Source organism: Blautia sp. AF17-9LB, assembly GCF_003479185.1.
GTDB lineage: Bacteria > Bacillota > Clostridia > Lachnospirales > Lachnospiraceae > Fusicatenibacter > Fusicatenibacter saccharivorans.
This window is the reverse complement of sequence record NZ_QUGU01000010.1, coordinates 367-20,904: the sequence shown is the minus strand read 5'-3', so window position 1 is coordinate 20,904 and position 20,538 is coordinate 367. Positions and strand designations below refer to the sequence as shown.

The 20,538-nt window shown below is 42.7% G+C and carries 19 protein-coding genes; 18 read left to right on the top strand and 1 reads right to left on the bottom strand.

Annotated features, from left to right (window positions below; all coding sequences use genetic code 11):
- The first annotated feature begins 6 nt into the window (after positions 1-6).
- The 6 genes from DWX00_RS11465 (at position 7) to DWX00_RS11440 (ending at position 4,874) form a co-directional block, all read left to right on the top strand.
- Entirely contained in the window at positions 7-360 is a 354-nt protein-coding gene (locus DWX00_RS11465; RefSeq protein ID WP_022463269.1) for a YbaB/EbfC family nucleoid-associated protein, read from the top strand.
- Entirely contained in the window at positions 360-956 is a 597-nt protein-coding gene (gene recR / locus DWX00_RS11460) for a recombination mediator RecR (RefSeq protein WP_022463270.1), read from the top strand. The genes DWX00_RS11465 and recR overlap by 1 nt, the downstream gene beginning before the upstream one ends.
- 2 nt (positions 957-958) lie before the next feature.
- Positions 959-2,062, top strand: a complete 1,104-nt coding sequence (locus DWX00_RS11455) for a LacI family DNA-binding transcriptional regulator (RefSeq protein ID WP_117761711.1) — start codon at positions 959-961, stop codon at positions 2,060-2,062.
- Between the two features lie 280 nt (positions 2,063-2,342).
- On the top strand, positions 2,343-2,996 hold the full coding sequence (gene fsa, locus DWX00_RS11450; protein WP_022463272.1) for a fructose-6-phosphate aldolase: 654 nt from the start codon (positions 2,343-2,345) through the stop codon (positions 2,994-2,996).
- A gap of 109 nt (positions 2,997-3,105) precedes the next feature.
- On the top strand, positions 3,106-3,945 hold the full coding sequence (locus DWX00_RS11445) for a transketolase (RefSeq protein WP_055219293.1): 840 nt from the start codon (positions 3,106-3,108) through the stop codon (positions 3,943-3,945).
- Positions 3,933-4,874 carry a transketolase family protein gene (locus DWX00_RS11440; protein WP_055219295.1) on the top strand — a complete coding sequence of 314 codons (942 nt, stop codon included), beginning with the start codon at positions 3,933-3,935 and terminating at the stop codon, positions 4,872-4,874. The genes DWX00_RS11445 and DWX00_RS11440 overlap by 13 nt, the downstream gene beginning before the upstream one ends.
- A gap of 91 nt (positions 4,875-4,965) precedes the next feature.
- Here the strand turns inward: DWX00_RS11440 and yyaC are convergent, their stop codons facing one another.
- Positions 4,966-5,553: a spore protease YyaC gene (yyaC, locus tag DWX00_RS11435; RefSeq protein ID WP_022463275.1), complete on the bottom strand. Its 588-nt coding sequence runs from the start codon at positions 5,551-5,553 to the stop codon at positions 4,966-4,968.
- A gap of 200 nt (positions 5,554-5,753) precedes the next feature.
- On the opposite strand from yyaC, the gene DWX00_RS11430 reads away from it, so the two are divergent.
- The 12 genes from DWX00_RS11430 to DWX00_RS11375 all read left to right on the top strand — a co-directional run bounded on the left by DWX00_RS11430 (position 5,754) and on the right by DWX00_RS11375 (position 20,150).
- On the top strand, positions 5,754-7,061 hold the full coding sequence (locus DWX00_RS11430; RefSeq protein WP_226906423.1) for a LysM peptidoglycan-binding domain-containing protein: 1,308 nt from the start codon (positions 5,754-5,756) through the stop codon (positions 7,059-7,061).
- 88 nt (positions 7,062-7,149) lie between these two features.
- Positions 7,150-8,346 (top strand): DUF5711 family protein, encoded by a 1,197-nt coding sequence (locus tag DWX00_RS11425; RefSeq protein WP_117805072.1) that lies wholly within the window; start codon positions 7,150-7,152, stop codon positions 8,344-8,346.
- A 12-nt stretch (positions 8,347-8,358) separates the two neighbouring features.
- Entirely contained in the window at positions 8,359-9,048 is a 690-nt protein-coding gene (locus DWX00_RS11420; RefSeq protein WP_055265670.1) for a CvpA family protein, read from the top strand.
- A gap of 682 nt (positions 9,049-9,730) precedes the next feature.
- Entirely contained in the window at positions 9,731-10,870 is a 1,140-nt protein-coding gene (locus DWX00_RS11415) for a hypothetical protein (RefSeq protein WP_055226864.1), read from the top strand.
- A gap of 466 nt (positions 10,871-11,336) precedes the next feature.
- The gene (locus tag DWX00_RS11410) at positions 11,337-11,603 is read left to right on the top strand and encodes a hypothetical protein (protein ID WP_055226866.1); all 267 of its coding nucleotides are present in this window, start codon (positions 11,337-11,339) and stop codon (positions 11,601-11,603) included.
- Complete coding sequence (gene ccpM, locus DWX00_RS11405; protein ID WP_055265672.1) at positions 11,596-13,002, top strand: Cys-rich peptide radical SAM maturase CcpM; 1,407 nt, start codon at positions 11,596-11,598, stop codon at positions 13,000-13,002. Before DWX00_RS11410 ends, ccpM begins: the two co-directional genes overlap by 8 nt.
- Before the next feature lie 2 nt (positions 13,003-13,004).
- Positions 13,005-14,048 (top strand): DUF1611 domain-containing protein, encoded by a 1,044-nt coding sequence (locus DWX00_RS11400; RefSeq protein ID WP_055226872.1) that lies wholly within the window; start codon positions 13,005-13,007, stop codon positions 14,046-14,048.
- 141 nt (positions 14,049-14,189) lie between these two features.
- Entirely contained in the window at positions 14,190-15,599 is a 1,410-nt protein-coding gene (locus DWX00_RS11395) for an ABC transporter permease (RefSeq protein WP_158554998.1), read from the top strand.
- Positions 15,600-15,605: 6 nt separating this feature from the next.
- Entirely contained in the window at positions 15,606-16,499 is an 894-nt protein-coding gene (locus DWX00_RS11390) for a leucine-rich repeat domain-containing protein (RefSeq protein WP_022463281.1), read from the top strand.
- Between the two features lie 20 nt (positions 16,500-16,519).
- Complete coding sequence (locus tag DWX00_RS11385) at positions 16,520-18,196, top strand: ABC transporter ATP-binding protein (protein WP_055226874.1); 1,677 nt, start codon at positions 16,520-16,522, stop codon at positions 18,194-18,196.
- A gap of 31 nt (positions 18,197-18,227) precedes the next feature.
- Positions 18,228-18,893 (top strand): ABC transporter ATP-binding protein, encoded by a 666-nt coding sequence (locus DWX00_RS11380; RefSeq protein ID WP_055226876.1) that lies wholly within the window; start codon positions 18,228-18,230, stop codon positions 18,891-18,893.
- Positions 18,894-18,917: 24 nt separating this feature from the next.
- On the top strand, positions 18,918-20,150 hold the full coding sequence (locus tag DWX00_RS11375; protein WP_055226878.1) for an ABC transporter permease: 1,233 nt from the start codon (positions 18,918-18,920) through the stop codon (positions 20,148-20,150).
- Positions 20,151-20,538: the final 388 nt, after the last annotated feature.

Here is a 20,538-nt window from a genome sequence, read left to right as displayed (position 1 = left end):
TTACCCATGGCAAAAAGAGGAGGATTCCCGGGAGGAATGCCGGGCAACATGAACAATCTGATGAAGCAGGCTCAGAAAATGCAGAAGCAGATGGAAGAGAACCAGAAAGCGCTCGAGGAGAAAGAGTTCACTGCGACAGCAGGCGGCGGAGCCGTAGAAGTAACCATTTCCGGTAAAAAAGAAGTAACCAAAGTTAAAATCAGCGAAGATGCCGTCGATCCGGATGACGTAGAAATGCTCGAGGATCTGATTATGGCAGCGACAAACGAGGCACTGCGCAAAGTGGAAGACGAAGCAGCCAAAGCAATGGGCAAACTCGCCGGCGGACTTGGCAGCATGGGCGGAGGATTCCCGTTCTGATGGATTACTACAGCGGATACATCAATCAGTTGATCGAGCAGCTGTCCCATCTGCCTGGCATCGGTGTGAAAACCGCACAGCGACTGGCCTTTCATATTATGAATATGCCGGCCGACCAGGCAAAACGGCTGGCCGATTCGATCACAGAAGCAAAATCCCATGTCCAGTACTGTAAGTGCTGCCAGACCCTGACCGACAAAGAGCTGTGCCCGATCTGCGCAAATGTCAAGCGCGACCACAGCGTGATCATGGTGGTGGAGACGACGCAGGATCTTGCGGCATATGAAAAAACCGGAAAATACGACGGCGTTTACCACGTCCTGCACGGGGCCATCTCCCCGATGCTGGGGATTGGGCCGGACGACATCCGGTTAAAAGAGCTGATGCAGCGCCTCCAGGGCGATGTCTCGGAGGTTATCGTTGCCACGAACTCCAGCCTGGAGGGCGAGACAACGGCCATGTACATCAGCAAGCTGATCAAGCCGACCGGCATCAAGGTGACGCGGATTGCAAGCGGTGTTCCGGTGGGCGGCGATCTGGAAAATATTGACGAAGTCACCCTTCTGCGTGCGTTAGAGGGCAGAACGGAGCTGTAATTATGGGCAGAAAAAAAGTGACATCCAGTGATGTCGCAGCAGCCTCAGGCGTATCCCAGGCGACGGTCTCCATGATCCTGAACCGGCGGGAAAACGTTTCGTTCTCGCGGGAAACAGTAGAAAAAGTGGAGGCGGCGGCAAAAGAGCTGGGCTACCAGATTCCGCGGCGGAAGATGAGAAGAGAGTCGAACGGCAACAAGCTGATCGTCGTCTTCTGTCCGACGCTGACGAATCCTTACTATGTGATGCTGCTGCACGGCATCGAAGAAGTTGCAAAAGAGAAGAATTACGGGGTCTTTGTCTGCAATACGCAGAGGGACCTGAAAATCGAAGAGAATTATCTTCGGATGATGAAGAGTGTGCGCCCGCGCGGAATTATCTACACCTGCAATCCGAGCAGAAGCTGCAAGGAAAAAGTGGAGGAGCTGGCCGCGGAGATTCCGCTTGTCATCATCAACAACCGAGAAGAGCTGCTGGAAATTGATGCGGTCGAGCTGAACAATGCAAAACCCGGCAGGCTGATGGCACGCCACCTGCTGGAACTGGGACACCGGCATGTGGCGTTTGTTTCACCTCCGCTGACTTCCAAACAGGGCCAGCGCCTGAAACGCGTGGAGGGCTTTGTGCGCGAGTTTGAGGAGGCAGGATACGGCCACGGCGTGATCGTCAAATCGGCGGATGAGGACCTCGACGAGGTGATCCCGAGCATGGATTCTGAGTACAAGATGGGCTATTATCTGACGAAGGAACTGCTGCGGGAGGACAAGAACCTTACGGCAATCGTCGGCATGAATGATATGATCGCGTTCGGGATCATGGACGCCGTGCTCGAGAGCAAACTGCGCATTCCGGCGGATATTTCCGTAGTGGGATGTGACAACACCGTCTATTCCAGCTTCCGCTCGATTTCCCTGACGACGATTGACCACTATGTGCCATTGAAGGGCCGCGATGCGTGCGATATCATCCTGCGGAAAATCCAGTCTCTTCGGGAAAGCCAGGACGGCAATGAACCCTTAAGCACGTATCATGTCGAGTATGAGCCGAAACTGATCGTGCGGCGCAGCACTTCGTATGCAAGAACCGAAAAATTAAAAAATAAATAGGACGGCTGAAATTATTATTAATAATTTTGAATAAAACAGCTCCGACGCAAACCGGGAAAACACAAAGAAAAGGAAAAACCGGAAAAAATGAGAAAAAATCCGCCAGAGTAATTTATAAAATAGTATTTATAAATAATAAAATTAATTAATAAAAATGAGGCCGACTTGACGGAAAAACCAAACATATCTATACTGGAGATAACAGAAAAACGGAGCCGTTCTGCGGAAAACAACAGGCCCCGAAACCTTACGAAAGTATGAATATGGGAGGAAAAACAACATGAGATTTTTCATCGACACAGCAAAAGTAGAGGACATTAAAAAAGCAAACGACATGGGCGTTATCTGCGGCGTTACCACCAACCCGTCCCTGATCGCAAAAGAAGGACGTGACTTCAAAGAGGTCATCAAAGAGATCACCGAGATCGTAGACGGACCGATCAGCGGCGAGGTAAAAGCTACCACAACAGATGCAGAAGGCATGATCAAAGAAGGCCGTGAGATCGCAGCCATCCATCCAAACATGGTTGTTAAAATCCCGATGACCGTAGAAGGACTCAAAGCTGTTAAAGTTCTGAGCGCAGAGGGCATCAAGACAAACGTAACCCTGATCTTCTCCGCAAACCAGGCACTTCTGGCTGCAAGAGCAGGTGCAACTTATGTTTCCCCATTCCTTGGAAGACTCGATGACATCAGCACCCGCGGCGTTGATCTGATCCGTGAAATCGTTGAGATCTTCGACGTAGCCGGCATCGACACCGAGATCATCGCAGCAAGTGTCCGCAACCCGATCCACGTAACCGACTGCGCACTGGCTGGTGCAGACATTGCAACTGTTCCATACAACGTAATCGTACAGATGACCAAACATCCTCTGACCGACGCCGGAATCGCAAAATTCCAGGCTGACTACAAAGCTGTATTCGGCGAATAAGACCTAAACATGATTGCATAAAAGCTGGAAATATGGTATTGTGAACAAAGTGAACAATAGCGATATTTCCAGCTTTTGATTCCGATTCAACTAAACAAGGAGAAAAGACATGAACAAGTTAGAACTTCAGAAGACGGCCAATGAGATCCGCAAAGGGATCGTCAGCGGCGTTCATGCAGCAAAGGCCGGCCATCCGGGCGGATCTCTGTCTGCAGCCGATATTTTCACGTATCTGTATTTTGAAGAAATGAACGTGGACCCGAAAAATCCAAAAGATCCGGACCGCGATCGTTTTGTACTTTCGAAAGGCCACACAGCGCCGGGACTGTATGCAGCACTGGCTGAAAAAGGTTATTTCCCGAAAGAAGATCTGCTGACCCTTCGCCATCTTGGATCTTATCTGCAGGGACATCCGGATATGAAACATATCCCGGGCGTTGATATGTCAAGCGGTTCCCTCGGACAGGGAATCTCCGCAGCAGTCGGAATGGCACTCGGTGCAAAACTGCAGAACAAAGCATTTCGTGTTTATACACTTCTTGGCGATGGTGAAATCCAGGAAGGTCAGGTCTGGGAGGCAGCCATGTTTGCCGGAGCAAAACATCTGGACAACCTCGTTGTGATCGTAGACAACAACGGACTTCAGATCGACGGAAACGTAGCAGATGTCAACAGTCCGTACCCGATCGACAAAAAATTCGAGGCATTCAACTTCCACGTAATCAACGTAGCGGACGGCAACGATTTCGATCAGCTGAAAGCTGCATTTGATGAGGCGCGCACCGTAACAGGCATGCCGACCGCCATCATCACAAAGACCGTAAAAGGAAAAGGCGTTTCCTTCATGGAGAACCAGGTAGGCTGGCACGGAAAAGCTCCGAACGATGAAGAATACGCAATTGCTATGGCAGAACTGGAAAAGGCAGGTGAAGCGTTATGTCAGAAGTAAAGAAAATCGCAACAAGAGAAAGTTACGGTAATGCACTGGTTGAACTTGGCGCAGAGCATGACAATCTGATCGTACTCGACGCTGACCTTGCAGCAGCAACCAAGACTGGTGTGTTCAAAAAAGCATATCCGGACCGTCACATCGACTGTGGTATCGCAGAATGTAATATGATGGGAATCGCTGCCGGCCTTTCCACCACAGGCATCGTTCCGTTCGCAAGCACCTTCGCGATGTTTGCCGCAGGCCGTGCGTTTGAGCAGGTACGCAACTCCATCGGATACCCGCATCTGAACGTAAAAATCGGTGCTACCCATGCCGGAATTTCCGTAGGAGAAGACGGCGCAACACATCAGTGCAACGAGGATATCGCCCTGATGAGAACCATCCCGGGTATGGTCATCCTGAACCCGGCAGATGATGTAGAGGCAAAAGCCTGCGTGAAAGCAGCTTATGAATACAACGGACCGGTTTACCTTCGTTTCGGACGTCTGGCAGTGCCGGTGATCAACGACAGACCGGATTACAAATTTGAACTCGGAAAAGGCGTTGTTCTCCGTGAAGGCAAGGATGTCACCATCGTTGCAACAGGCCTTTGCGTAAGCTCCGCTCTGGAAGCAGCAGAGAAACTTGCCGCAGACGGCATTGATGCCAAGATCATCAACATCCACACCATCAAACCGCTGGATGAGGAGCTGATCGTTGCAGCAGCAAAAGAGACCGGCAAAGTCGTAACCGTAGAAGAGCACTCGGTGATCGGAGGACTTGGAAGCGCAGTCTGCGACGCACTGGCAGAGAAATGCCCGGTTCCGGTGAAGAAAATCGGTGTACAGGATGTCTTCGGAGAGTCCGGCCCGGCAGCCGCTCTTCTTGCAAAATACAAACTCGACGGCGAGGGCGTTTACGAGCAGGTAAAAGAGTTCTGTAAATAAGATTTTTCGAAATAAATGACAAAAGAAAACAGGCAGAGGCCACACCGGAAAACGGTGCAGTCTCTGCCTGTTTTGTTGTCTGCAGTTTTTCTTAAAGCAGAAGTTCGCTTGTCCCGGCCGCCTCAAGTTCCCGGCAGGCGAGCAGGATTCCCTGAGAGATGGATTCCGCCATATGGAAAATCGTGGCAAGCCGGGTTGTCTGCAGAAGAAGCTGTTCAAAACTGCCCGATACATTCACAATACCTGTGATAAAAATATCCCCGACCTCGGGCAGCGTCTTCCCTGCCCCCGCGCCCGGCCGGATCGCCCCGTTTCCGATCGTGATGTATCCCTGATGACGCCGCGAACCAAGCGAAGCATCGATCGCAACGAGCAGTGCCTCCGGGTGGCGGGAATGGATGTACGAAATCCGGTCCGGTAGATTCAGGGCGTGCACCGGGTCATCCAGCGTTCCATAGACATGAAAAACGCGGCTGCAGTACGGCGAAAGCTGGTACCCGATCAGCGGTCCTAAGGAATCCCCAGTGATCCGGTCGCTTCCGATGCAGAGAAATACCAGTTCACGGAACATGCGTCCGTCCTTTTGAATGCAGTAAGAAAACAGCGACGCCAGCTCTTCGCTGGCGCTGCGGCTTCGCTCATTGATGTAGTAAACTTCGGCGTCTTTTTTTCGAAACATGACCGGTACCTGCCTTTCAGAAGAATCATCCACAGTTTAACCGTATATGGTATAAACTATTCCTGCAATGAAAAAAACATGACATGCCCTCCGGTGCAGAAAAACGGGAAAACAGTCGGAAAAAACCGTGACAGCCCTGCCCCAAAACGATCTTTTTCGCGGAACATCCGTGATAAAGTAGGCAAAAAGGGGTGAAAAGCATGATTGAGATTGTCTATAAAGAAAACAAAGAGCAGGCGAACGGCAACGAGGGATACTTTCATCTGCCGAAAAATATCCGCCAGGTCGGTGATACGAACGGCAGGGAGCGGATTTATCTGGAAGATTATGTCGGAACCTTTCTGAAAAAATATTTTTCCGCACCGGAGGGACGTGCCGCCATGCTGTTCGGCGAATTTAAGTGGGCGGACGGAATTTCCTACTTTTTTATCCGCAGCGCGGCCGCGATTCATACGATGGAGCCGGCGCCGGATCACCTGGTCTTCGATGATGCAGTATGGACGGAGGTCCACGATGTGATGGAAAAATATTTCAAAAACCAGCAGATCCTCGGCTGGGCACTTTCTCTTCCGGGATACGGGGAGGATCTGAATGAACAGATCATCCGAGCGCATCTGAACCACTTCGGCGGAAATGACAAGACGCTGTTCCGCGTCAACGGACAGGAAAAAGAGGAAACCTTCTATACGTACGAGGGCGGCACCCTGCGGAGCACGGGAGGCTTTTACATTTATTATGAAAAGAATGAGCCGATGCAGTCGTATCTGATCGATCAGAATCAGAACCGGTCGATCGAAAACGGAGAGAGCGTGCCCGACCGCGCTGTCAGCGATTTTCGGAAGATGATTGAGGAGAAGAGCGGGGAGGAGCCGGAACACGATCACAGAAAGCCGATCCTCTATGCGATGACAGCATGCGCGGCTGCGGCGCTTCTTGTGACGGTGACGCAGAAATACGGAGATGCGCTGCCGTTTCCGGGGAAAACAAAGGAGCAGACGGTAGCAGTGGCGGGAAACGTACAGGGAGAGAAGACACAGACGGCGGAGAGTGCAGCGGAAGCATCAGCGGCGGAAGAGGGAAACACAGGGGAAAATACTTCGACACCGGAAAGCACAGGAACGGAACTGGAAACGGAAAATGAGAGCGGGAGCGCGGCGGTAAGTGAGGAGCAGAATTTATCCGGAACGGATCCGGCAGGCAGCGGAGAGCAAAGCACATCCGGCGGGGAGCAGACTGGTGCAGCGGAGAACAATACCGGTACGGCGCAGACAGATCCAGCACCGGGAGCAGAGCCATCGTCCGCCCCGGGAACTGCTTCCGGCAGTGAGACGGCAGAAACCGCCGCGCAGGTCTGGCAGGAGTACACCGTACAGAAGGGGGACAGCCTCTCGAAAATCAGTGAGAGATATTACGGAACGATGAGCAGAGTGAAAGATATCTGCGAACTGAACCAGATCGCGGTGGAAGATCTCATATATGCGGGGCAGAAAATATACCTCCCAAAATAGAGAAAAATATGGTACACTAGAGCGGAATCAAACTGCGGCCGAAAGGGCGGCAGAAAATAAGTCCGAAAAGAACATAAGGGGAATGAAAATGGACGGAAAAAACAGAGAAGAACAGGAGAACGGAGCAAAAGTCCGGGATCTTGAGGAGTATAAAGCAGAAAACAGAAAAAGAAAACGCAGACGCCGGATCACCGTTGGAATCCTTGCAGGAGCCATTCTCGCGGCCGGAATTGGTACAGGGGTATGGCTTCAGCTGCGTACTTTTCAGGGATACGACACAGTACAGGCAACAGAGACCGAGGACACCGATACGTATATGTTTCAGAAATCCGGAAATAAGATCGTGCGCTACGGTATCGACGGCATCGAACTGCGCGACCGGAAAAATCAGACCCTCTGGAGCGATCATTATACCATGGAAAATCCGCAGATGATATCCTGCGGCGATGCAATTGCCATTTACGATAAAAACGGAACCAAAATTGTTGTATACGATGCCGATGGAAAGGCCGGCGAAATTACCGCGTCGTATCCGATCGTGAAAGCATCCGTTGCAGGCCAGGGCGTCGTTGCGGCGATTCTGGAAAACAACGGGGAGAGCTGGATCAAATACTATAATACCGATGGAACGGAGATCGCCTCCTCCCACCCGAATATGGACAGTCCGGGCTATCCGATGGATCTCTCGCTTTCTTCGGACGGACTCTGGATGGCGGTTTCCTACGCTTACGAAGACGGCGGCAAGATGAAATCACAGGTCGCTTTCTACAATTTCGGGAGCAGGGGCGAGGATCTGGTGGACAACCTTGCAAGTTCATCGAGCTATACCGATATGCTGTGCCCGCAGATCGAAACCGCGGGAACATCCTCATGGGTTGCCTTCTTTGACAACGGCTTCCGCATCTATGAAGGAACGAACAAGCCGAAAGAGACAGTGAGCGTATCAGAAGATGGAGAAATTTTAAGCTGCGCGTATGCAGACGACCGCGTGGTTCTGATTCTGCGCGGGGAGAGTGACGATCATCCGTACCGGATGAAAATCTACAATCTGAAAGGAAAACAGCTTGCGGATGAAAATCTGGATTTCTATTACCAGAACCTTCAGATAGAAGAAAAACAGATTCTGCTGACGAACCGGCAGGAACTGTGTGTATATACCTTAAATGGAAGAAAGAAGTACAGCGGCGTGGTCAGCGAAACACAGATTCACGAGATCCTCGGCATGGGGCAGAACCGGTATCTGCTCGCGGAGGAGGACGGCGTTTCGATGATCCGGCTGAAATAGGAGAAGAAAAACATGAATTGGCTGAGATACGTATTACTTGCGGTGTGTATTCTTTCCGCGCTGGCTGGATATCGAAAGGGGCTGGTCCGGACAGTGCTGTCCATGGTGTCCCTGATTCTGGTGACAGGACTGGCGATCTGGATGAATCCGTATGTAACGGATGTGCTGAATGAGCGGACAACGCTGCCGCAGTATGTGGAGAAGAAATGTTTAGAGACATTTGAAAACAATGAATTTCTGTCGGGGGAAAACCAGGATGTGCAGAAGAAATGGCTGGAGAGCATGGGCGTGCCGGAGGAGCTGGTGAACCAGATCCTCGGAAGCGGCGCGGTGCGGGAGTACCAGGAGGAACAGCTGCACAGTTTGGCATCCTACGCGGCGAAGGCGGTATCGGAAAAGATTATGAAAGGGATTGCTTTCTTTTTGACGCTGGTGCTTGCCGTTGTTTTCGTGACGATTGCGGTGAAAATTGTGGAATTGATTGCGGAGATTCCGGGGATCAGCTTTTTGAACCGCATGGGAGGAGCAGGACTTGGTGTCGTGCGTGCGGTGCTGTGGATCTGGATTTTCTTTGCGGTGGTGTACTGCTTTCAGGCGACACACTGGGGGAATGTATGCATGAAGCAGATCCAGGGCGATATGGCGCTGGCATGGATTCGGGAGAATAATCCGGTGCTGATGCTGTTGAAGAATGTATTATAAGATGAGAAAAAACGGTTCCTTGTGGGGCCGTTTTTTGGTGGGAGGGGGGACGAGGAAAAGCGGGCGTCGTGTGGGCGGCGGATGCGGTGGGAGGGGAGAAACGTGCCGGGGTGCGGGGCTGTGATTTGGGTGGGGCGGAGACCTTGGCGTGGATGGGACGGAACGGGGGAGCACCGAGACAATTCGTCAGGAAAACTGATGTTTTCCCGACTCAGTGTCTCTTGAAATCCGGCTTTGTGAGCCGGATTTCATCTCCCCCGTTCCGTCCCGTCCGCGTCAGGTTCCGCTCCCACCCAAATCAATGCCCCGCGCCCCGGCACGTTTCTCCCCTCCCACCGCATCCGCCGCCCACACGCCGACCGCTTTTTCTCTGAAGTTGAGAGCGGAAGAATCTGCTAGATAGAAGGGGATAAGAATGGAAATGAAAGAACAAATAGGATATTAGTGGAAAAAGTTGAGAGTTGTGGAAAATATGGGGGTTGAACTGATATGAAAAGAAATATCTATAAATATACGTATTTATATAAAAAAAATTACATGTTTTTGTGAAAAAAATATTTATGTGAATTTATAATGAATAAAAACTGAAAATATGTACAAAAAGCACATTGAAAAAAGAAGAAATATAGATATAATGTAAGTATGTAGACGAAAAAGAAAAGCTGAACAAGACTATTTGCATATGAAAAATAAAAAAAACGATGGAAAATATGTAATTATAGATGACGGGACAGCAGGGGGGCTGTTTCTGAGTGAGAATGAATACTATGTTGATGAGAATAAAAAAGTTGTTTTGTGCAATTCTGAAAAAAAAGATAATCTGTTTAGAAAGAGATATAAACTAACACATGGCGATAAGTGTTATAGTATCATCAAATATTTTTGCCCAGAGGTAGAATTTATCTCTATAAAAATTATGGAAACAGGGGAAAGAGGTAGCATTGATTCATTCAAAGCGGCGTTAGAATGGTGCTTAAAAGAAAAGATAAAACTTGTGCATATGAGTGTTGGAACAACAAATTATATAGATGCAAAAAAGATAGAAAATATTATAAAACAAATGGTTTCTAATAAAATGATATTATGTGCAGCGCTATCAAATACAAACTTTCCTACATGGCCGGCATGCTTTGATGGGGTTTTCGGGGTAAGAAATTATATTGCTAAATTGCAGGAAAAAGAAATTTCGGTGTCTAAATCATTTCCTTTTTCGGAAATGAATTCGATACAGTTAAATTTTGATGACGTTTTAAAGAAGATTGTTGGGAAAGAATACAAATCAAATAGTTTTGCAGCTCCGATTATTACTGTGCTTTTGATATGTTATTTAAGGAAAAATAAAAAAGGTTCATACCAAGATGCAAAAAAATTTATTATGAATCATATAAACAAATGTATCTATGAAAAAGAATTGGAATGGAATGGGATTGTGAATAATAAAGCGTGGTCAATTCCGATAATTTTAACACGTACTGTTATTGGGGCAAAGTTGTTATATGAGTGTTTTGGGAAGGAAGACTATGAGTGTATAGTATTAACATCAGAAAAGAACCTAAAAGAGTCTTGCGTGGCAGAAATTCCATTAGAATTTTATACGCATGGGAATGTGACAGAGACGTTAATAATGGCAGTAAATACAATATACAATCCAGATGTGCTTATTATTCAAACGGATAAAAATATATTTGAAAGTAATAGTTTGATAGATTTTGAGGTTTTTGATAAAAAAGGATGGAATGTGAAAACAAGGATGGAGCAAATGCAGTTTGAAAATTGTTATAACGCATATAAATGGATAATAATGCAACTTTTAGACGACTAAAATTTACTGGATTACTTTTGCGATCGCAATGGGTAATAAAATTATGCTCGAAGGGAGGTATTCAAATGAAGAAAACGCTTAAAAAGAAAGAACATAAGGGAAGAAATAATGTGAGTGTTTATGCAAATGGACCGTGTTCATGCACATGCTTTTCTACGTGTGGGTCTGCCTATGTTCAGAAAGCTCAGGCGCAGAATCAGTTATACACAAGTGTATTTGGATCTAATGCTAATCACTAAAATGTAAGAAAGATGAGGGCTGCTACAGTGTTAATTAGTGGTAGTCCTCTAGTCCTCATTTTAATTAGAGGATAAGTTTAAAAGTTGATTTAAGCATTATAAAAAATCGTTTAAGAATATGGCTAGAAGTATTATAGATCCTTTGAAATAGCGTTTGTTAAAATGTTGATATGTTTGTTGTAGAGTAAAAATGCTGACAATAGTAGATTTGATGAAAGAGAATAGAAATGATAGAAGAAAAAGTGAAAGATATATTAAAGAAATATAGAAATTTAGAACAGAAAAAAGACTGGAAAAATCAAAAGCTTTTAGGAAATGATCTAAAATTCAGCGCAAGAGATTTGATAAATGTATATGTGGAGTTAGAAAAAGAATTTGATATTCATTTTAAGGAAAAAGATATTGTGGCTGGAAAATTTGATACATTTGATGACATAATAAAATTGATTAACAAAGAAATAGCATATAAAACAAGAGGAAAAGAACATGCATAAACCATTTATTCATTGTTTCAAAACTGCAAAAGAATATTATGTATATGATGTGAATACTGATAAAATTATTCAGGTGTCTTTCGAAACATATAATTTTTTGGAAAACAATATTTGGGATGAAAAAGCGGAAAGAGAAATAGAAAAGCTAATAAATGAAGGATATTTGAAAAGAACGCGGGTAGAAGAGGTAAAACATTTTGCTACGGACTTTTTAGAATCTTATTTAGAAAATAGAATGAATCAGTTAGTTTTGCAAGTGACACAAAAATGTAATTTGCGTTGCAGTTATTGTGTTTATTCTGGTGATTACAAAAATAGAAATCATAGTCAAAAAGAAATGAGCTGGGAAACTGCAAAAGAAGCAGTAGATTATTTGTATGGGCATTCGATGTCTAGCGAAGACATATATATATCATTTTATGGCGGAGAGCCATTATTAATGTTCAGATTGATAAAAGAAGTAGTTGAGTATGTGAAGAGAGAATATTGCCAAAGAACGGTACATTTTAATTTGACCACTAATGGAACGTTGTTTACACCAGAAATTGTTCAGTATTTTATTAAAAATAATATACAAATTATGTTTAGTTTGGATGGGCCTAAAGAAGTGCACGATAAAAATAGAATATTTGCAGGAAGTAATAGAGGATCATTTGAAAAATTGAGAGATAGCATGAAAATGATATATAGTATGGACAGAAAATATTATAAAAAAAATGTGTCTTTCAACACAGTGTTAGATCCCCAAAATGAGTTAAGAACAATATATGAGTTTTTGGATAAAGATAGGCTGATTTCGAAAAATTTGAGTAGAATATCTGTTTTGAATGATAATTATACGGATAAACAATGTGAATTTAGCGGAGAATTTGTTGAAGAACAGGAATATGAATATTTTAAATGTTTTCTTTCAAAATTAAAACGAATTAATGAAAAATTTGTGGCTAGAGCAGTAAAAGAAGAATTTGATAATGAAATGAGAGAAATTAAACAACATGAGGAAAAAATGCAAGAAGAGATTTCAAAGGTAAATCATCATAGTGGTCCCTGTATTCCAGGCGCGAAAAAAATTTTTGTAACAGCAGAAGGAAATATATATCCGTGTGAGCGAGTGAGTGAAATATCAGAAGTTTCCAAAATAGGTGATATAAAAAAAGGAATAGATAAAAACAAAGTGTTAAATTTGCTAAATATAGAACGATATTCGCAAGACCGGTGTAAGGATTGTTGGGCATATCAACATTGCACAATTTGTATAGCATGTGCAGATGACACTAAAAATATTTCAAATAAAGAAATAGAAAAACATTGCTGGAAGGTTAGAGGGGGATTTGAAGAGGCAATGAAAAATTACTGTACTTTAAAAGAACTTGGTTATAAATTTGAGGAGTATGAATGAAAATGTTAAAAAGAGTAGGTATATTTCCGGTAGATCAAGAAAGTATAACACTATTTGAGAACATACATGAATGTAGATATGGTGAAATTATGCATATTGCTTCAATAAAAGCATGGGGACTTTGCGGGAAAAAAATTCAACGTTGTGATGGTAGTGAGATAATAATAGAGGAGGGAATAGGTAATATTATAAAAGAATGTGAAGTGTTAATTCTTCTTGAAAGTTGGCACGATGCATCGCCTGAATATATAAAGAGCGTGGTGAAAACAGCAAAGCAGAAATCCATAACGATAGTTTCTATTAATAATATCAGGAACAGTTTAGAGATAGATCAGCATTATGAAAATGTCGTTGTTGCTAAAAAATTAAAAATTCAAAAAAAGTGTGACGATTTAAGAGTAAGAAAGATAAATATTCCGGTTATTTGCGTTTTGGGTTTGACACAAAATAGTGGAAAATTGAAAATGGAATTAGAACTGCAAAAATGTTTGAAACAAAAAGGATATAAAGTTGCAGCAATTGTTTCTGGATTAAATGGATTAATTGGGAAAGATACATTTTGCTTTGAAAAGAAATATTTAAATGGGAAAAATAGGAATGAAGAGATAATTATAAATATAAATGCGGCTGTAAAGCGGTTAGAACAAGATTATGATATTGTAATTGTTGGGATACCAGGAGCATGTCTCTCGTTTAATCCACAATATTCTAATGATTTTGGCATTACTACACAATTGTTTATGTGTGCAATAGAACCAGATTATAGTGTTTTGATGCTACCATATATGCGCTATGAAGAAGCGTTTATTAGTCATGTTAAAGATGAGGTTCAAAAAAGATATGATATTACAATTAATGATATTGGAATATCAGAATTTGCAATTGATATGGATGCGAGTTTTGAACAAAAAAAGATGTGTTTTTTAAAATTAATTGACAAGGAAAGGGATTTTGAGCATTTGAAAAAAATATCAGTTGTTGATATTAAAAGTGATTCTCAAATAGAAAAATTGAGCGATAGGATTATTTGGACACTTGAAAATTAAACATAAGCTTGTCGCATTTTGAAATATATAGGGGGAAGAAAGAATATGTTGAAAAGAGCAAGCAGAAAATTAAGAAGTACTCCTGCGAAAACATTGATGTATATCATACTGTTTTTAGTACTTTTCCTGGCGATATTTTCTATGCTGATGATTGGAATTGCAAGTGGAAATAAAGTGAAAAGAGCACAGGAAACATTGGCCAACTCTATTACTCTGCGCGGGCCGGCCGAGGGAGAAGCTGGAAAATCATGTACTGTATATGCGATCCCGTCCGCAATCGTAGAAAAGTTCATTGACAGCAATTATGTTCAGGGGTACACCATGGAAGCGGGAACATATTGGCTTGATCCGGTGGATACGGAAACATATATCAGCGAGGAGACACAACAGCGCCTAAAAGGTTATCTGAAAGATTCAGGCATGTATACGATGACGGCTGTTGGAACACTGGACTGCGCATACGATACCTATTTTCTGGCAAAGGGTTACAGGATTGTGGAAGGAAGCGGACTGAGCTACGGAGAACGGGGCAAATACGAAGCTGTGGTAGGAGAAAAATACGCCGAAAAAAATCATCTCCATGTGGGCGATACTGTTAAATATAAAATGGAGCAGGGAACGATCGAATACTATAAAGTAAGTGCCCCGGAAGAAATTAGTTTCAAAATTCGAGGCATTTACAGAACTCCAGAGGTTTATCAGTCCGATTCCGTTGTGAATGACTGGCACAATAATTTAATTTTTATTCCACTGGATATTTTCTGCGAGTATTCTATGAAAGCATTAAAAATTCAAAATGTGGGATTTAATACAGTTACGGTCTATTTGAAAGATACAAAATCAGTTGAACCATTCATAGAAGAAACAAAAAACAAAATAAAAATAGGAAGTGTGGATGATGTTGTACAGACCGATGAAAATGGAATACGTTCCAGCGTAAAGCCAATGGTAATATCACAGCAGGATTTGGAATCTGGAGAATGGTCCTATCAGTTGATTCGAAACAAGGAATGGTATGAGATGGTTGCGAAACCTGTTGAAAAATTGAATCGTCTGATAGGATATATGATCGTAGGATTTGTGACTGCCGGAATTTTACTGTTCGGCATTCTGACCAGCCTGTCAGTCAAAGGGCGAAAACGTGAGATTGGAATTTTACTTTCGATGGGGGAACACAGAAAAAGGATTTTAGGACAGTTCGTTTTGGAGAATTTGGTTCCGGTTTTGATTGCCCTGGTTTTTGCGGCGCTGTGTGCGACACCAACAGCAGAGTATTTCGCAGATCGGATGATTTCGAATCAGGCTGAGAAAGTGGAGCAGGAAAATGAAGATCTGTCGGGAAATATTAAAAACGCGCTCCCGACAAGCGAAATAGCTGCGTATGAATCAACGGGAGTAACTGTTGATACGGATTTGTCCATTGAGTGGAACTGGAAAATCATGACGGGGATGATTCTTGGTATTTTAGATCTTTTCCTTTTGATATTAATTCTGCAAGTCGGCAAAATAACTAGAGAAAGCCCGGCATCTATATTGCTGGACAGAAAGTAGGTGTTCATGAAGAAAAAAAGAATGATAATGATCGTAGCGATGGTTCTGGTGCTGGTATGGCGGGAAGACGTTTTTGCAGTGGAATCTGGAACGACACAGGTTTCGCTACAGGCAGACTGGCTCCAAGAGGGAGATTACCAGTATAGCGTGGAAGAAGATGAAACTGTAACTTTACGAAACTATATCGGGACGGAAAGCGTGATTGTCACACCGAAAGAAGTAGGTGGGAAAGAAGTGACGAGAATCGGAGATTCCTGCTTTTTGAGAAAAACGGATCTTCGGGCAGTGCAGATATCCGAAGGCATTGTTGAAATCGGGGAATCTGCCTTTGCGGAAGATGGTCAGTACAGTGATACAACTGCTGGGTTTATCAGCATTGTAATGCCAAAAACACTAAAAAAGGTAGGAAAAAGCGCATTTCAGGGAACTAGAATCACACAGATTTATTTTTATGATGGTTTAGAGAGCATTGGTGATAATGCCTTTATGTATTGCTCTTCTTTGTCAAAAATACGGATTCCAGATAGCGTGGAGAAAGTAGGACAATTTTTATTTTTGGGAGCTGGAAAACCCTATGAAGAAAGTCAAGATAGTGCGATGAAGATTTTTGGCGGAAAAATAGCGGAAGAACTTGCAAAAGATAATCAAAGAGCCGAATATGGTGGTGAAGAAATGCAGGAAATTTCGATCCAGTATTGGCTTGAGAAGAAGGAGAATGAAACGAAAGAAGAGGTTATAGGACAAAAATATTTTGATAAAAATGATACAGGCTTTGAAAAAGTATTTTTTAAGGCTCCTTCGAGTGGAGAAAAGCAAAGTGGGAAAATAGTCTGGATGGACATATTTCTTGGGGTGTGTATGGTTGGACTAATAGGAATCAGTGTTTGCTTAAAGGATTAAAAATATTATATTTGTGAACAATGAAGAAAATAATAGAGAATAATAAATGTTTATATTTTTTAAAAGAGTTACTCAAATATAAAAAAGAAATAGGTATTTTGAGTATAAGCACTATTGTTTCTACAGTAACTGTATTTCTGCAACCATTATTGATAAAACAGATCACAGACATCGGAATACTCGAAAAAAATATGCCCCAAATTGTTAATGGAGTAGCCGGTTTATTTGTTTGTGTGCTGGTATATTTAATGATTGAAGTTGTGCAGGCAAAAACTTTTGCAGAAATACATAATTCATTCTATAAGAACTTGTATTGCAATGTATTTCGAAAATTATTGCATTTAAAAAAACATTATTTTCAAATGAAAAATAGTATGGAAATAGTGCAAATGTTACAATGCGATGTATCTCAGGTTGCGTCTATGACAGATAGATATGTAGTGATGAGCTTTTCGTATGTTTTTCGTGTAATTAGTGGACTTGCTGGACTTATGCTGTTGAGTCCTGAACTGTTATGCATTGTAGTGATAGTAATTCCAGTGAAATACGTGTTAGTAAAATGTCTTGCTAAAAAGCGTGAGAAAAACATGAAAATGTATATTCAAGTTGAGCAACAATTTGGAGGATGGCTTGGCGATACAATTAATACTGTGGAAGAAATTAAATTGTGGAATCTATATGAATTAAGAAAATGCGAATTTTTAAAACAGATTTGTAAATCGTTAGCGGTTGAAATGAAAGGAACCATGATTGAGACATGGAATATTTTTGGGGATGCTGTTTTAGAGTGGGGTGTAACAATTCTTATTTATTTAGTTGGTGGATATTTGGTGTTCGTGGGAAAAATTTCCATAGGTTCAGTTTTTGCTTTTGTTTCTTATTCTAGTTATGTTACAAGACCGGTAAATAGTTTAATTGATCTGCGTATGCATTTTGCAAGTGTCAAACCGTCCGCTGAACGACTTTATACATTTTTGAATATGGAAGAGGAACGAAGTGGAAGTAAAAGAGTGGAAAAAGAGATTTCGCCAATATTAGAATTTAAAAATGTGAGATTTCAGTATACAAAGGATAGGGAAGTGTTAAAGAAAGTATCTTTTAAACTTGAGCCGGGAGAAAAAGTGGCTATTATTGGAAAAAATGGAAGTGGAAAATCAACAATTTTGGAATTACTATTACGATTTTATGAACCGGAAGAAGGAGAAATTTTATGTAATGGTGAAAATATAAAAGTGCTAAAATTATCAGAATACCGAAGCCTTTTTTCTGTTGTGAGTCAGAAATCAGCGTTGTTTTTGGGGGACATTGTGCAGAATATAGATTTGGAGGGGAAAGCAGACAGACAAAAACTGAATGAGGTACTAAGGAAAAGTGGCGTGAAAAAATACTTGCAACGTTTTCCAGAAAAAGAAAAAACACAAATAGGAGATGATGGAGCATTTCTTTCAGGAGGAGAAAGACAAAAGCTTGTGGTTGCACGGGCACTATTGAAAGATGCGCCGGTTATGCTTTTTGATGAAGCGTCCAGTGGATTTGATGTAGAAGCCAATGAATATCTTTATAAAATTATAACAGAAGAAATGCCGGAAAAATCTGTGATTTTTATTACACATCATTATGATAAACTGGAAAAATTTGATAAAGTATATTTGGTAAAAGATGGGTTTCTTACGGAAGTGAGAACTGGAAAAATGTAGAGGCGACTAGATTATAGTAGAAAGGAACAATATGGCAGAACTGGAATTAAAAGAGGTAAGCTATTTTTACGAGAGCGGCGGAAAGAGAATTGATATTTTGGATAAAGCCAGCTATTCATTTGAGAAGGGTACTCTTTACACGATTGTTGGTCCTTCTGGATCGGGGAAAACAACGACGCTGACTTTGGCGGGTGCGCTGGAAGAACCTAAGAGCGGCTGCGTGTGCTTTGAAGGAAAAGATATCCGGGAAATTGGCTATACAAGATATCGAAACAGCAAGATTGGAATTGTGTTTCAGGCGTATAATCTGCTGCCTTATCTGACCCCGCTGGAGAATGTGCTGGCGGCAATGGAAATTACGTCAAATCCGATTAAAAACAAAAAAGAACGGGCGCGGGAACTTCTGACACGAATGGGAATTACAGAAGATCAGATGAACCGCAATATCAATAAACTTTCAGGAGGCGAACAGCAGCGCGTAGCGATTGCGCGTGCGATTTCGACAAATGCAGAGGTGATTCTTGCGGATGAGCCGACGGGAAATCTGGACGTTGATACGGCGGCTGGCATTGTGAAAATTTTCAAAGAGCTGGCTCATGAAGATAAGAAATGTGTAATAGCAGTTACACATTCGGAAGCATTTGCCGCGGAGGCAGATGTGGTGGTACGGCTGGAAAAGAAAAAATTGCAGGATTAAACATGAGGGGGAGGGAAAGTTTTTATGAACTGGATCAAAAGAGCATTTCGCAGTATTTCTTATCATAAAAAAAATACAATTCTGATGTTTTTAAGTTTCCTGATTTTATCCATCCTGATCCTGTTTGGCTTATGTATCCGCGCGGCAAGTCGGGAACGGATATGGGAGATTCGGACGAGCATCGGAGGAAGCGTGCTTGTATCGAATGAGCGTCAGATATACAGTGAAGAGCCGCGCGGTGTGAATTCGATTTCACATCAAAAATATTTGGAACTCTGCGCTGATGAAAGAATTCGGTTTGGCAGCTGTAATACGGTGACAGCTGCTCTGGCGGATAACTTTACAGCTGAAATTATGGACGGACAGGAAGAAAATGGAACAGAAAATATTTATGTGGAGGGATCATCTGATCCTGTCGAGTATTTTAGTTCTGTTTCTTCTGTAGTTACACTGATTTCGGGACATGTACCGCAGAATGCAGAAGAAGCGGTAGTCAGTGATGGGATTGCGGAACGGAATGGACTGGGAATAGGAGATACCATAGCTGTTCTTTCACCATACACAAAGGAGCGGTATACATTTAAAATCAGTGGTATTTACAGTACGAACGAGGCAGCTTACAGTGGAAATGTGGTATATAATAACCCAGCAAATGCTATCTATACCCTGGATACACCAGTTTATGAGATGAATGAAAATGATAATGTAAAAGAAATTACATTGCAGTTGAAGGACCCGGAAGAAGGAAGAGCGTTTGCTGAAGATGCGAAAAAAATGCCGGAATATATCAAAGAAGAATATGATATGGACTATACGGTAAATGTTTCAGCTTATAAAGCGGTGGCCGACAGCCTGAAGAGCCTGGCAGGGATTTCGAATCTCATGGTGATAGTTTCCGTAATCCTTGGAACTATCACATTAAGTTTTTTGATTCTTATGAATTTGCGGGATCGCATGTTTGAGATTGGCATTCTTCTTTCTGTTGGAGAAACAAAGATGCGGATTATGCTGCAGATGTTGATGGAATCTTTTTGCCCGGTATTGCTGGCAATTACAGCGGGGGTAATTTTTTCTTATCCTTTGGCGAATGTGATAAAAATAGCTGTAGATCTTTCGAACGGTGTGCAGGCTGCAATTAAGACACAGCAGATTATAATATTGTATCTTTGTGGAATGGGGGTTGTGCTGGCTTCTTCTATGGTTATGGTATACCAGATTGTACGATATCAGCCGAAAAAGATTTTGATGATGGAGTAAAAAAAGAAATAGTCAGATAAAATACTGAATATGCAGAATTGACCGTATTTTTCTAAAAATAAGAAAATTCGAAAAAAGGTGTTGACTTTTGCTTTCGGGGGTGTTATTATAACTAAGCTGTCAGCGAGAGCTACAGTGAATGAGTTCTTTTGAAACAGAAAAACCTAGTTCGGAGCCGGGTGGCGGCCGCGGGCTTCAAAAACTGCTTCAAAAAAACTTGAAAAAAGTTCTTGACAAAAGCAAATGAGTTTGATAAAATAAACGAGTTGCTGATCGAGAGAACAGCAAAGAAGTTCGAAAGAACTTCAAAAAATAAATTTAAAAAAGTTCTTGACAAACGAAAAGTTCTGTGATAAAATAAATGAGCTGATCCGAGTCGGGACAGCAG